Here is a 12,341-nt window from a genome sequence, read left to right as displayed (position 1 = left end):
GGATCCTGCCGTGGTCACGGCGTGGCTCTGCTCCTCCCCGCTCTGTCATGGACCTGAGAGTTTCCGACGCCCGGGTGGGCGGCTTGCACCGTCGGTGGTCTCGGTCCGGACGCGGGCGCGGCGGAGTGAGACGCTTTCCAGAGCGCCTGACCCCACGCGGTACGGATGCCTGAGAGATTCCCGGGGAGGGTTTGCTCCTTCGGCGGCCTGCTCACGCGGCCGGCCGGGGCAGGACGCGCGCCGACGCTCTCCCGCGCGGGGCATGCGGCGTGCCGCCAGTATCCCACACGTGTACGCCGCGTCACAGGGCCGCCGGGAGGGGCCGGACGGGGCGTGTCGAAGGCTTTCGTTGATGAAACGGCGGCGTGTCGAAGCGCTTTCGTTCAGGAAACGGGTGACGGGAGGAATGGCTCAGTCGCATGCCGTCGGCTCACGACAGTCGGTAAGGGACGTCATTCGGCGGCGCGCCTCATCGCCGGGCCTCAATCCCACAGCCCGGCAAGCCCGCCCAGCTGGTAAACCGCGAGCCCGATGACGACAAGACAGACAAGCCCTCCCAGGGCGTTGGCCAGTGGGCCGTTCCGATGCGAACCCATCAGCCGACGACTGTTCATCACGACCATCAGGAATACGGCCACGATGGGCAAGAGAAGCCCGTTCGCCGCCTGTGCGATGACGATGACCTCCGTGGGATTCGTGCCCGTCAGGGCAATGACGGCGCCGATCGCAAGGACTGCGCCCCACACGATGCGAGCAGGGACGCTGCGCAGATCGGTGTCCTGGCCCAGTGTACCGGCAATCGCGTACGCCGCGCCGAGCGGGCCGGCTACGGCGGACGTGAACCCGGCCGCGAACATGCCCGCCGCGAAGACCCAGCCAGCCGCGTCCCCGAGGAGGGGCTCCAGGGCGGACGCGAGGTCCCGACCGGTCTCGGCCTGCATGCCCTTGACGTACATCCCGCCGAACGCCGTCGCCATCACGGCCAGAGTGATTACACCTCCGACGGAGATCGACACCGCCGTGTCCGTCCTCGCCGCTCGGAGAGATTCCCGCGAATCCAGACCCGGCCCCCATTTCTCCTGCACCAAACTCGCGTGCAGGAAGAGGTTGTAAGGGACCACGGTGGTCCCGATCAGTGCGACCGCCAGCAACGCCGTGCCTGGTGGTAGCCGGGGAATGAACATGCCCATCAAGAGGTCGCCGATCGGAGGCTGAACTAGGACAGCTGTGACGATGAACAGCAGCCCCAATAACCCGACCATGACGGTCAGCACCCGCTCGATCAGTTTGTAGCTGCCCGTCCAGAGCAGAACGCCGATCGTGAGGACGATCCCGATGACGACCACGGGCTGGCTGAGTCCGGTCACACTAGTCAAGGCGAGGGCGGTGCCGACTGTGTCACCGCCGGCGTAGGACGCCCCTCCGATGCCGATCGCCGCGACGACGAGGATCGCCATGACAAGTCGTGCCGGCACCGAGGAGAACACCTCGCGCAGAGCGTGTCCCAGACTCATGCGGGTCGCGAGGCCCAGCCGTCCCGACATCTCCTGCAAGACGATGGTGGCCAAAATTGAGAAGACGACAGCCCAGGCCAGGACGAATCCCTGCTCGGCACCGGTAACGATGGAGGTTGTGATGGTCCCCGGCCCGATGAAGGACGCGGCGATGATTAGCCCCGGACCGAAACGACTAGGCCTCTCGTCTTGGGGCAACACCTCATTGGAGAACCGGCCATCCCTCGCCTGCGTTGCCATCGCGTCTCCTCCATCTCCGGGCCGCATGGGTCAAGATGAAGCGTATACCAGGTGTGATACACATCATAGTGGACCTGGACTATTTCATCCCATATGAGCCCTCACGTGTTGCCCCTCACAGTCTGAGACGGGCATCCTACGATGGAGCCAGGGCTACGGCCCCTTGCCCGACCCACAGAGCTCGCCGAAAGGAACGCCATGTACACCCGCAGCCGGAACGACGTCGAGAAGGTCGAGTGGGGCGGAGGCACCTCCGAACGCCTCATCACCGCGAAGGACGAGATGGGTTTCGCCGTCGCCCACACGATCGTGCGCGCCGGATCGTCCTCGAAGCTCCAGTACCGCAACCACCAGGAGGCCTGTTACTGCATCGCGGGCAACGGCTCCGTGGTGGAGCCGGACGGCACCGTCCACGAGATCACGCCGGGTGTCATCTACGTCCTGCCGGACCACGAGCCGCACGACCTGCGCGGCGGCACCGAGGACATGCACCTGATCTCGGTGTTCAACCCCGCCATCACCGGCGACGAGAAGCACACCCTGTCGGAGGACGGCTACTCCAGCTACTGAGCCCGGGCACGGTGACGGGAGGCGTCGACGACGGCGCCTCCCGCGTCGGCGCCGACGGCGGCGTCCGGTCGTAGGGTGGCGGGGTGCTCAACCTGTGCGCCCCCGAGCGCACCGTGCGCCGCAGCACCCACCTGGCGCTGGTGCTGACCGCGATCGCGGGGATCCTCAACTCCGTGGGCTTCGTCGCCGTGGCCACGTACACGTCCCACATGACGGGGATCGTGGCGTCCATGGCGGACGCGGCGGTCCTCCACGCCCCGGGTCTGGTCGGCACGGGCCTGCTCGCGCTGGCCATGTTCATCCTGGGCGCGGTCGTCTGCGCGCTGGTGTTCAACTGGGGCCGGGTCAACGGCCTCCGGTCGCGGTACGCCAACATCCTCCTGCTCGAGGGCGTCGGCATGCTGGTGTTCGGCCTGCTCGCCGAGCACGTCCGCGATGCGCACCGGCCGCTGGTCGTGGTGGCCGTGCTGTGCTTCACCATGGGCCTGCAGAACGCCTTGATCACCCGCATCGGGGCGTGGCCGATCCGCACGACGCACGTGACGGGCATGGTCACGGACATCGGCGTCGAGCTCGGCAAGATCCTGTACCGCAACGGCCCCGGGGCCGCGGCCCCCGTCGTCGGGGAACCGCGGCGCGTGGGACTGCTGGCGCTGCTCGTGGCCCTGTTCTTCCTGGGCGGGGTGGCGGGCGCGGCCGGCTACCTCTGGCTGGGCTTCGAGGTGGTCATCCCGGTGGCCGGCGTGCTGCTGCTCATCGCCCACCGCCCGCTGATCCAGGACCTGCAGGACGCGTGGCTCACACGAAGGCCGAGACGCCCGTGAGGGCACGCCCCACGATCAGGGTGTTCATGCCGTAGGAGCCCTCGTAGGAGTAGATGGCCTCCACGTCCCCCATGATCTTGGCGATCTCGTGCTCCGTGAGCAGGCCGTTGCCGCCAAGGGCGTCGCGGGCGAGCGCCGCCGAGGACCGGGCCAGCCGGGTCGAGGTGGCCTTGGCCATCGCCGCGTGCATCATCTCCATCCGCCCCTCCTGCCGCAGGGTGTCCACCTGGAGCATCATCCCGGCGGAGGCGGCCAGGTTGCCGGCGACCTCGGCGATCTGGGCCTGGATGAGCTGGAACGCGGCCAGTGGGCGGCCGAACTGCTCCCGCCGCAGCGCGTAGGAGCGCAGCACGTCCAGCACGCCCATCTGCGCGCCGACGCCCTGCCAGCCGACCCACATGCGCGAGTCGCGCAGCAGGGCGCGGGTGGCGGCGAAGGTGGTGGCGCCGGGCAGGATCGCGTCCGTGGGCAGGCGCACGTCCAGGGTGATGTCCGCGTTCTGCATGATCCGCAGGCCCATCTTCCCGCTGATTTTGGTGGCCTCGTAGCCGGGGGTGTCGGTGGGCACCACGAAGCCCTTGATCTCGCCGTCGGCGGTGTCGCGCGCCCAGACGAGCGCGACGTCGGCGATCGTGCCGGCCCCGATCCAGCGCTTGGCACCGCGGATGACCCACTCGTCGCCGTCGCGGGTGGCGGTGGTGGCGAGGCCGCCGGCGATGTCCGAGCCGTGGTCCGGCTCGGTGAGGCAGAACGCGCCCAGGGCGTCGAAGGATTCGAGGCGCCCCTGCCACGTGGCCTTCTGCCGCTCCGAGCCCAGGCCGGCGATCATGCCGAGGTTGAGCTCGTTGTGGATGCCCACGAGGGCGGACAGGGACAGGTCCACGCGGGCGATCTCCGCGTGCACGAGCTGCTGGAACAGCGAGGACGAGCCGTCCAGGACGAGGCGCCCCAGACCCAGCTCGGCCAGGCCCGGCAGCAGGTCGAACGCGAACTCCTCGGCGTCCCAGTACCGGGTCAGGTGCGGCCGCACGCGGGTCTGGAGGTGGTCCTCGATCGCGTCGAGCCGGGCACGCTCGGCCGGCTCGAGGCGGTCCCGCAGGCGCAGCAGGTCCACGTGGGGCAGGCCGGGGGTGACGGCGGGCGCGCCGGAGGCGGGGACGGGGCGGTCGGCGATGGCGGTCATGGCTCTCCTTCGGGGGCGGTCCGACGACGGCGGGCGGTTTCGCCGCGAATCCGACTGTAGGACTTCCAACTATCCAGGTCTGCCAGTAGTGTTCCAGATCACAGGCCCCCGGCCAAGGATCCGTTCAGCAGCCATCCCGAGGAGGGACCCATGACCGTCCAGGACCCCACCGCCGTCGCCGCCCCGTCACCGACGGAGGTGTTCCGCGCGGCCCGCGACCTGCTGGTCGAGTGCCAGACCGACTATGAGCGCGCCCGCGCCGAGTTCGAGTGGCCCCGCTTCGAGCACTTCAACTTCGGCTTCGACTGGTTCGACCGCCTGGCCCAGGACCCGGCCCGCGCGGACGTGCCGGCGCTGATCATCGCCGAGGACGACGGGCGCAGCACCGAGCGCACCTTCGCCGAGCTCTCCGCGGCCTCCAGCCGGGTGGCGAACTGGCTCTCCGCGCAGGGCCTGCGCCGCGGCGACCGCCTCATCCTGATGCTGAACAACCAGGTGGAGCTGTGGGAGTTCATGCTCGCCTGCATCAAGCTGCGGGTGGTCATGGTGCCCACCACCACGCAGATGACCTCCGGGGACCTCGAGGACCGCGTGACGCGCGCCGGCGCCGCGTGGGCCGTGGCCGGCGCCGAGGACCTGGCCAAGTTCGCCGGCGTCGGCGAGGGCCTGCGCCTGGTGCACGTGCCGGGCGTCTTCGCGGAGGGCCCGGCGCGCCGCGCCCCCGAGGTCGCCGGCCACACCGTGCTCTCCTACGACGACGCCGCCGACGCCGCCACCGAGCTGGCCCCGGCCGAGCCGACCCCCGCGGACGAGACACTGCTCTTCTACTTCACCTCGGGCACCACCTCGAAGCCGAAGCTCGTGGAGCACACCCACACCTCGTACCCGGTCGGCCACCTCACGACGCTCTACTGGATCGGTCTGGAGCCGGGCGACGTGCACCTCAACGTGGCCTCCCCCGGCTGGGCCAAGCACGCGTGGTCCAACTTCTTCGCCCCGTGGATCGCGGAGGCCACGATCTTCGTGCACAACGCCCGCAAGTTCGACCCCGTAGCCCTGATGGCCAACATGGAGCGCTACGGCGTCACGAGCTTCTGCGCCCCGCCCACCGTGTGGCGCATGCTCATCAAGGCGGACCTGGCGCAGCTGACGACCCCACCGACCAAGACCATCTCCGCGGGCGAGCCGCTCAACGCCGAGGTGATCGACCAGGTGCACCAGGCGTGGGGCACCACGATCCGCGACGGCTTCGGCATGACCGAGACCACCCTGCAGGTCGCCAACACCCCCGGCCAGAAGGTCGTCATCGGCTCGATGGGCCGCCCGCTGCCCGGCATGGACGTCACCCTGATCGACCCGCTCACGGGCCAGGAGGCCGAGGAGGGCGAGATCTGCCTGCGCCTCGACCCGCGTCCGGCGGGCCTGCTGAAGTCCTACTACGGCAACCAGGAGAAGACGGACGAGGTGTTCCGCGACGGCGTCTTCCACACCGGCGACATCGCCCGCCGCGACGAGAACGGCGTGCTGACCTATGTGGGCCGCGCGGACGACGTCTTCAAGTCCTCGGACTACAAGGTGTCCCCGTTCGAGCTGGAGTCGGTGCTGGTCAAGCACCCGGCCGTGATGGAGGGCGCGATCGTCCCCACCCCGGACGAGCTGCGCCTGGCCGTGCCGAAGGCCTTCGTCACCCTCGCCCCGGGCCACGAGCCCACCGCGGAGACCGCCCGGGCGATCCTGCAGTTCACGCTCACCCAGCTGCCCCCGTACAAGCGCATCCGCCGCATCGAGTTCCTCGAGCTGCCGAAGACCATCTCGGGCAAGATCCGCCGCGTGGAGCTGCGCAAGGCCGAGGTCGAGCGCGCCCAGACGGGCGCCGCCCCGGACGGCTACGGCACCGAGTTCCGCGAGGAGGACCTGGAGCTGCAGCGCTGACCGGCCGTTCCCCGCCACCGCCCCGTCCGTGGCCGGCGGTGGCGGGGGACCCCCGGTGCGCCGCTAGTCTGGAGCGCCATGAAGAAGCCACCCCTCGCCCAGGACCCCATCCGGGAGGCCGCCCGGAACTGGGAGCGTCACGGATGGGGTGACGTCGCCCGCCCGATGGCCGCCATCACCTCGATCATGCGGGCCCAGCAGATCCTGCTGGGTCGGGCGCAGGCCGCGCTCAAGCCCTACGGGCTCACCTTCGCGCGGTACGAGATGCTGGCGCTGCTGAACTTCTCGCGCGAGAAGCGGATGCGGATGTCCAAGGCGTCCGCGCTCCTGCAGGTCCACCCCACCTCGGTGACCAATGCGGTGGACCGGCTCGAGGCCGCCGGGCTGGTGGAGCGCACACCCCACGAGTCGGACCGCCGCGCGCTCGTGCTCGCCCTCACGGACGAGGGCCGGCGCGTCGCCGTCGCCGCCACGGAGACGCTCAACGCCGAGGTCTTCGGCCGCTCCGGCTTCGACCCGGCGGACGTGGACACCCTCATCGACGTCCTCGGCCGGTTCCGCGCCGAGGCCGGCGACTTCGAGGCCGACGGCCTCGACGCCTGAGCGCCCCGACGGCGGAGCACACCTCCGCCTGCCCCGCTCCCCGGCCTCCGGACCGTCCGGCTCAGCGGGGCTCGAGGCGCACGGCGCCGTCGAGCCGGATGACCTCGCCGTTCAGGAACGGGTTGGACACGATCTGCTCGACGAGCAGCGCGTAGTCCTCGGGCCGGCCGAGGCGGGCCGGATGCGGGGTCTTGGTGGACAGCGCCTCGCGGGCAGCCTCGGGCAGGCCGGCCATCATGGGCGTCTCCATCAGGCCGGGGGCGATCGTGACCACGCGGATCTGCGAGGAGGCGAGCTCGCGGGCCGCGGGCAGGGTCAGCGCGACCACGGCGCCCTTGGAGGCGGAGTACGCGATCTGGCCGATCTGCCCGTCGTAGGCCGCCACGGACGCGGTGTTGACGATGACGCCGCGGTCCTCGCCGAGCGGCTCCTGCGCCTTCATCACGGCGGCGGCCTGGGCCATCATCGCCACGGTGCCGACCGCGTTGATCGCCAGGACCCGGCTCAGCACCTCGGCGGACAGCGGCCCGTCGCGACCCACGAGCTTGCCCGGCGTCGCCACGCCGGCGCAGTTGACCAGCACCCGCAGCGGCCCGGCCTCCAGCGCGGCGGCCACGGCCTCCCGGGCGGTGTCCTCGGCGGTGACGTCGCCCGTCACGAAGCGCGCATGGGGGCCGAGGGCGGCCACGGCGTCCGCACGGACGGTCTCGCCCTCGCGGTCCGGCAGGTCCACCACCACGACGGCGGCGCCCGCGTCCGCCAGGCGGCGGGCGGTGGCGTGGCCGAGGCCCGAGGCCCCGCCGGTGACGATCGCGCTCTGGTTCGACAGGTCCATGGACGGACCCTCCCTTCCTCCTCGGGATACCCCCCGAGTTCGATAGTTGCATGTCCTACGTTCTCATCCTAGATTAGCGGATGAGTAACCCAGATCACATGCACGGCCGGGCCCGCCACGCCCGTCGTGGGCGGCGCCGAACGACGTCCGCCCTTCCGCCTGGACCCGCGAGGAGCCCCCATGTCCGAGAAGACCGCGCCCACCGAGACCGCCCCCGTGATCCCCCACTTCGTGCACGGCGAGCGGCGCGAGGGCGCCTCCGGCCGGCACAGCGACGTCTACCACCCGGCCACGGGCAGCGTGGCGGGCCGCGTGCCGCTGGCCTCCGCCGAGGAGATCGACGCCGCCCTGGCCTCCGCCGAGGAGGGCTTCGCCGCGTGGTCGACGCTGAATCCGCAGCGCCGCGGCCGCATCCTGCTGCGCTGGGTCGACCTGATCAACGAGAACATGGACGAGCTGGCCACCGTGCTCGCCCAGGAGCACGGCAAGACCGTCCCGGACGCCAAGGGCGACATCCAGCGCGGCATCGAGGTCGTGGAGTTCGCCGCGGGCGCCCCGCACCTGCTCAAGGGTGAGTTCACCGCCGACGCGGGCACCGGCATCGACGTGCACTCCATCCGCCAGCCGCTCGGCGTGGCCGTGGGCATCACGCCCTTCAACTTCCCGGCGATGATCCCGCTGTGGAAGGCCGGCATCGCCCTGGCGGCGGGCAACGCCTTCGTCCTCAAGCCCTCCGAGCGCGACCCCTCCGTGCCGGTGCGCCTGGCCGAGCTGGCCCTGGAGGCAGGCATGCCCGCCGGCGCCCTCAACGTGGTGCACGGCGACAAGACCGCCGTGGACGCGCTCATCGAGGACCCGCGCGTCAAGGCCGTCGGGTTCGTCGGCTCCACCCCGATCGCGCAGTCCATCTACGCGCACGCCGCCCGCATGGGCAAGCGCGCCCAGTGCTTCGGCGGGGCCAAGAACCACGCCGTGATCATGCCGGACGCGGACCTCGAGATGGCCGCCGACGCCCTGGTCGGCGCCGCCTTCGGCTCCGCCGGCGAGCGCTGCATGGCGATCTCCGTGGCCGTCCCGGTCGGCGAGGAGACCGCCGACCGCCTGATCGCGCTGCTCCGCGAGCGCATGGAGGACCTCACGGTCGGCCCGTCGCTCGAGGCGTCCTCGGACTTCGGCCCCGTCGTCTCGAGGGACGCGAAGGAGCGCATCGAGGGCTACATCGCGGCCGGCGTCGAGGCGGGCGCCGACCTGGTCGAGGACGGCCGGGGCGTCGTCGTCGAGGGCCACGAGGACGGCTTCTACGTGGGCGCCACCCTGTTCGACCGCGTGACCCCGGAGATGAGCATCTACCGCGAGGAGATCTTCGGCCCGGTGCTCTCCGTGGTCCGCGCGAAGGACTACGAGGAGGCGCTCACGCTCGTGAACGAGCACGAGTTCGGCAACGGCGTGGCCATCTTCACCCGCGACGGCGACGCGGCCCGCGACTTCTCCACCCGCGTGGACACCGGCATGGTCGGCGTGAACGTGCCGATCCCCGTGCCGATCGCCTACTACACCTTCGGCGGCTGGAAGGCCTCCGGCTTCGGCGACCTGAACCAGCACGGCACGGACGGGCTGAAGTTCTACACCAAGACGAAGACCGTCACCACGCGCTGGCCCTCCGGCGTGCGCGAGGGCGCCAGCTTCGTGATGCCGGCCGGCTCGTGACCGCCCCGCAGCCCGTCCCGACCAGGAGGACCCCATGACCACCGTTCTGTTCCTCGGCCTCGGCCACATGGGCGGCCCCATGGCCGCCAACCTCGCCGCCGCGGGCCACCGCGTGCTCGGCTTCGACCTCGTCCCCGAGGCCCTCGAGAAGGCCCGTGCGGCCGGCGTCGAGACCGTCACGGACACGGCCGCGGCGGCCGCGGAGGCCGACGTCGTGCTGACCATGCTCCCCCACGGACGCCTGGTGCTGGACGTCTACCGGGGGGAGGACGGCGACGGCGGCCTGCTCGCCGCCGCCCGCCCCGGCACCGTGTTCCTGGACTGCTCGACCATCGACGTCGCCGAGGCCCGCGAGGCGGCCGCGGCGGCGGAGGCGGCGGGCATGCGGGCGGCCGACGCGCCGGTCTCGGGCGGCCAGGTGGGCGCCGAGGCCGGCACCCTCGCCTTCATGGTGGGCGCCTCGGACGAGGTGTACGCCGAGGTGCTGCCGCTGCTCGAGGTCATGGGCGCCCGGATCGTGCACTGCGGGGCCGCCGGCCTGGGCCAGGCCGCGAAGATCTGCAACAACATGGTGCTGGGGGTCACGCAGATCGCCGTCGCCGAGGCCTTCGTCCTGGGCGAGCGCCTGGGCCTGCGGCACCAGGCCCTGTACGACGTGATGAGCAAGGCCTCCGGGCAGTGCTGGTCCCTGACCACCAACTGCCCGGTGCCCGGCCCCGTCCCCGGCTCCCCCGCGAACCGGGACTTCCAGCCCGGCTTCGCCGGCGCCCTGATGGCCAAGGACCTCGGGCTCGCGCTCGCGGCCCTGGACGAGCAGGGCGTGGCGGCCGACCTGGGCCGCCTCGCGCAGGCCAAGTACGCCGAGTACGCCGCCGGAGAAGGCGCCGCCCGCGACTTTTCCGGCATCATCGAGGACATCCGAGCATCACACACGGACAGGAGCGAGGCATGAGCGAGCAGACCACCCCGGACGGCGCCGAGTCGCCGATCGTCGTCGAGCGGCAGGGCCGGGTCGGCCACATCCGCCTGAACCGGCCGAAGGCCCTGAACGCGCTGAACGAGGCGACGATGCGCGCCGTCGTCGCGGCGGTGCAGGAGCTGGACACCGACCCGGAGATCGGGGCGATCCTGCTCTCCGGCTCCCCCAAGGCGTTCGCCGCCGGTGCGGACATCAAGGAGATGGCCACCAAGGAGTTCTCCGAGATGTACGCGGCCGACTGGTTCGCCGGCTGGGACGGGCTCACCCGTGCCCGCACCCCCATCGTCGCGTGCGTGACCGGCTACGCCCTCGGGGGCGGCTGCGAGCTGGCCATGATGGCCGATGTGCTCGTGGCCGGCGAGGGCGCGAAGTTCGGCCAGCCCGAGATCAACCTCGGCGTCATCCCCGGCATGGGCGGCTCCCAGCGCCTGACCCGCGCCGTGGGCAAGGCGAAGGCCATGGACATGATCCTCACCGGCCGCATGATCGGAGCCGAGGAGGCCGAGCGCATCGGACTCGTCTCCCGCGTGGTGGCCGACGAGAGGGCCCTCGAGGAGGCGCTGGAGGTGGCCGCGACCATCGCGTCCAAGTCCAAGCCGGCCTCCTGGATGGCCAAGGAGGCCGTCAACGCCGCGTTCGAGACCACGCTCGCCCAGGGCATCGCCTTCGAGCGCCGCGTGTTCCACGCCGCGTTCGCCACGGCGGACCAGAAGGAGGGCATGGACGCGTTCACGGCCAAGCGCGAGGCGGGGTGGCAGCACCGATGAGCGACGCGCAGACCACCGCGACGACGGCCCCCGCGGCCGCACGGGACGGCGCGGCGGGTGAGGTGCTCCTCGAGGTCCGCGACGGCCTCGGCCGCATCACGCTGAACCGTCCGCGCGCCCTGAACGCGCTGACGCAGGACATGGTCCGGGCGATCGACGCGGCCCTGACCGACTGGGCCGCGGACCCCGCCGTGCGCGGCGTGCTGATCCGCGGCGCCGGGGAGAAGGGGCTGTGCGCGGGCGGCGACGTCGTCTCCCTGCGCGCCTCCCTCCTGGCGGGGCGGTTCGCGGAGGCCGAGGAGTTCTTCCGCGACGAGTACGCGATGAACGAGCGCATCGCCGCCTACCCCAAGCCGTACGTGGCCTTCATGGACGGCGTCGTCCTGGGCGGCGGCATGGGCGTGTCCGCGCACGGCTCGCACCGCGTGGCCACCGAGCGGACGCGCGCCGGCATGCCCGAGACGGCGATCGGGTTCACCCCCGACGTCGGCGGCTCCTTCCACCTCGCCCGCGCACCCTTCCAGGCGGGCCGGCACCTGGCCGCGACCTCGGCGCACGCCTCCGGTTCCGACGCGGTGGCCCTGGGCCTGGCGGACGTCTTCGTGGAGTCCGCCCGGTTGGACGAGCTCGAGCAGGCCCTCGCCGCGGCGTTCGGCGCCCTCGGCCCGGCCGCGGACGCGGGCGCGCGCGACGAGGCCGCCTTCGCCGCCGCCGACGAGGCGCTGGCCCGGTTCGCGGTGGCCGAGGACGCACGGCCCGCCTCCGCGCTGGTGGCCGGCCGGGAGTGGATCGAGGACGCCTACGACCGGGAGACGGCCGCCGAGGTCCTCGCCGCCCTGGACGAGCGCGCCGCCGCTGGCGGGGAGCACGCCGAGGCCGCGGGGCAGGCCGCCGAGGCCATCCGCACCAAGTCCCCAACCGCCGTCGCCGTGGCCCACGAGGCCCAGCGCCGGCTGGCCGCGCGCGGGGCGGACCTGACCGTGGCCGACGCGCTGCGCCAGGAGTTCACGATCGCCACCCACCTGATGCGCGAGCCGGACATGGCCGAGGGCATCCGCGCGCTGCTCGTGGACAAGGACAAGGATCCGACGTGGAGCCCGGCCCGGCTCGAGGACGTCTCGGCCGAGGACGTGGCCGGGCACTTCGAGCCCGTGCCCGGGGTGGACCCGCTGCAGCTCGGCTGAGCC

Annotated in this window: 11 protein-coding genes and 1 riboswitch; of the genes, 8 read left to right on the top strand and 3 right to left on the bottom strand. The window is 71.8% G+C overall.

Annotated elements, in window-relative coordinates:
• Positions 1-147: 147 nt before the first annotated feature.
• A riboswitch (glycine riboswitch) is annotated at positions 148-264 on the bottom strand.
• 218 nt (positions 265-482) lie between these two features.
• Positions 483-1,754: an Nramp family divalent metal transporter gene (locus NR072_RS03530; RefSeq protein WP_095695290.1), complete on the bottom strand. Its 1,272-nt coding sequence runs from the start codon at positions 1,752-1,754 to the stop codon at positions 483-485.
• Positions 1,755-1,952: 198 nt separating this feature from the next.
• On the opposite strand from NR072_RS03530, the gene NR072_RS03525 reads away from it, so the two are divergent.
• On the top strand, positions 1,953-2,324 hold the full coding sequence (locus NR072_RS03525) for an ectoine synthase (protein ID WP_020624813.1): 372 nt from the start codon (positions 1,953-1,955) through the stop codon (positions 2,322-2,324).
• An 83-nt stretch (positions 2,325-2,407) separates the two neighbouring features.
• Positions 2,408-3,148 (top strand): YoaK family protein, encoded by a 741-nt coding sequence (locus tag NR072_RS03520; RefSeq protein WP_256836150.1) that lies wholly within the window; start codon positions 2,408-2,410, stop codon positions 3,146-3,148.
• Here the strand turns inward: NR072_RS03520 and NR072_RS03515 are convergent.
• Complete coding sequence (locus tag NR072_RS03515) at positions 3,123-4,331, bottom strand: acyl-CoA dehydrogenase family protein (RefSeq protein ID WP_256836148.1); 1,209 nt, start codon at positions 4,329-4,331, stop codon at positions 3,123-3,125. The two genes, NR072_RS03520 and NR072_RS03515, sit on opposite strands and share 26 nt — an antisense overlap.
• A 150-nt stretch (positions 4,332-4,481) precedes the next feature.
• Here NR072_RS03515 and NR072_RS03510 point away from each other — a divergent pair, with 150 nt between their 5' ends.
• Positions 4,482-6,263, top strand: a complete 1,782-nt coding sequence (locus tag NR072_RS03510; RefSeq protein WP_256836147.1) for an AMP-binding protein — start codon at positions 4,482-4,484, stop codon at positions 6,261-6,263.
• Between the two features lie 78 nt (positions 6,264-6,341).
• Entirely contained in the window at positions 6,342-6,866 is a 525-nt protein-coding gene (locus NR072_RS03505) for a MarR family winged helix-turn-helix transcriptional regulator (RefSeq protein WP_256836145.1), read from the top strand.
• Between the two features lie 61 nt (positions 6,867-6,927).
• Here NR072_RS03505 and NR072_RS03500 read toward each other — a convergent pair whose 3' ends face one another.
• Positions 6,928-7,701, bottom strand: coding sequence for an SDR family NAD(P)-dependent oxidoreductase (locus NR072_RS03500; RefSeq protein ID WP_256836143.1), 774 nt, complete (start codon positions 7,699-7,701; stop codon positions 6,928-6,930).
• A gap of 180 nt (positions 7,702-7,881) precedes the next feature.
• On the opposite strand from NR072_RS03500, the gene NR072_RS03495 reads away from it, so the two are divergent.
• Genes NR072_RS03495 through NR072_RS03480 form a run of 4 tightly spaced genes read left to right on the top strand, consistent with a single transcriptional unit; the run spans position 7,882 to position 12,338 of the window.
• Positions 7,882-9,408: a CoA-acylating methylmalonate-semialdehyde dehydrogenase gene (locus NR072_RS03495; RefSeq protein WP_256836141.1), complete on the top strand. Its 1,527-nt coding sequence runs from the start codon at positions 7,882-7,884 to the stop codon at positions 9,406-9,408.
• Between the two features lie 34 nt (positions 9,409-9,442).
• Positions 9,443-10,360, top strand: coding sequence for a 3-hydroxyisobutyrate dehydrogenase (gene mmsB, locus NR072_RS03490; RefSeq protein WP_049161272.1), 918 nt, complete (start codon positions 9,443-9,445; stop codon positions 10,358-10,360).
• Complete coding sequence (locus NR072_RS03485) at positions 10,357-11,154, top strand: enoyl-CoA hydratase (protein ID WP_256836140.1); 798 nt, start codon at positions 10,357-10,359, stop codon at positions 11,152-11,154. The genes mmsB and NR072_RS03485 overlap by 4 nt, the downstream gene beginning before the upstream one ends.
• Positions 11,151-12,338: an enoyl-CoA hydratase/isomerase family protein gene (locus NR072_RS03480; RefSeq protein ID WP_115165448.1), complete on the top strand. Its 1,188-nt coding sequence runs from the start codon at positions 11,151-11,153 to the stop codon at positions 12,336-12,338. Before NR072_RS03485 ends, NR072_RS03480 begins: the two co-directional genes overlap by 4 nt.
• The last annotated feature ends 3 nt before the right edge of the window (positions 12,339-12,341 follow it).

The organism is Micrococcus sp. Mcc89 (assembly GCF_024519795.1).
GTDB lineage: Bacteria > Actinomycetota > Actinomycetes > Actinomycetales > Micrococcaceae > Micrococcus > Micrococcus luteus.
This window is presented reverse-complemented; position numbering and strand designations above follow the sequence as displayed.

Coding starts and splice junctions, on each gene's coding strand:
- NR072_RS03530 (WP_095695290.1), bottom strand. CDS start 1,754: ATGGCAACGCAGGCGAGGGATGGCCGGTTCTCCAATGAGGTGTTGCCC.
- NR072_RS03525 (WP_020624813.1), top strand. CDS start 1,953: ATGTACACCCGCAGCCGGAACGACGTCGAGAAGGTCGAGTGGGGCGGA.
- NR072_RS03515 (WP_256836148.1), bottom strand. CDS start 4,331: ATGACCGCCATCGCCGACCGCCCCGTCCCCGCCTCCGGCGCGCCCGCC.
- NR072_RS03510 (WP_256836147.1), top strand. CDS start 4,482: ATGACCGTCCAGGACCCCACCGCCGTCGCCGCCCCGTCACCGACGGAG.
- NR072_RS03505 (WP_256836145.1), top strand. CDS start 6,342: ATGAAGAAGCCACCCCTCGCCCAGGACCCCATCCGGGAGGCCGCCCGG.
- NR072_RS03500 (WP_256836143.1), bottom strand. CDS start 7,701: ATGGACCTGTCGAACCAGAGCGCGATCGTCACCGGCGGGGCCTCGGGC.
- NR072_RS03495 (WP_256836141.1), top strand. CDS start 7,882: ATGTCCGAGAAGACCGCGCCCACCGAGACCGCCCCCGTGATCCCCCAC.
- mmsB (WP_049161272.1), top strand. CDS start 9,443: ATGACCACCGTTCTGTTCCTCGGCCTCGGCCACATGGGCGGCCCCATG.
- NR072_RS03485 (WP_256836140.1), top strand. CDS start 10,357: ATGAGCGAGCAGACCACCCCGGACGGCGCCGAGTCGCCGATCGTCGTC.
- NR072_RS03480 (WP_115165448.1), top strand. CDS start 11,151: ATGAGCGACGCGCAGACCACCGCGACGACGGCCCCCGCGGCCGCACGG.